This is a genomic window from Rhodosalinus sp. K401 (assembly GCF_041365735.1).
Classification (GTDB): domain Bacteria; phylum Pseudomonadota; class Alphaproteobacteria; order Rhodobacterales; family Rhodobacteraceae; genus Rhodosalinus.
Map to the genome: position 1 here is coordinate 1 of NZ_JBGFSI010000067.1, position 304 is coordinate 304.

At 68.1% G+C, this 304-nt stretch carries 1 protein-coding gene; it reads left to right on the plus strand.

Annotation, left to right across the window (positions count from 1 at the left end; all coding sequences use genetic code 11):
• Positions 1 to 12 precede the first annotated feature (12 nt).
• On the plus strand, positions 13 to 153 hold the full coding sequence (locus tag AB6A66_RS17570; protein ID WP_371056913.1) for a bL28 family ribosomal protein: 141 nt from the start codon (positions 13 to 15) through the stop codon (positions 151 to 153).
• The last annotated feature ends 151 nt before the right edge of the window (positions 154 to 304 follow it).

A 304-nucleotide genomic window follows, 5' to 3' on the forward strand; every position in this document is an offset into this window, starting at 1 on the left:
TTCGACCCGAACATCCAGCGCAAGCGCTACTGGCTGCCCAGCGAAGGCCGGCACGTCCGGCTGACGCTGAGCGCCAAGGGGATCAAGACCGTGGACACGATCGGGATCGAGGCGGCCGTCGCCCGTATCCGCGCACGAGGGGAGAAGATCTGATGGCCAAGAAGAGCAAGATCGCGAAGAACGAGAAGCGGCGCGCGACGGTGGCCCGTTACGCCGCCCGGCGGGCCCTGCTGAAGTCCGTCATCCGCAACCCGCACACCCCCGAACAGGAACGGCTCGCCGCCCAGCGCGAACTGACCCGCCA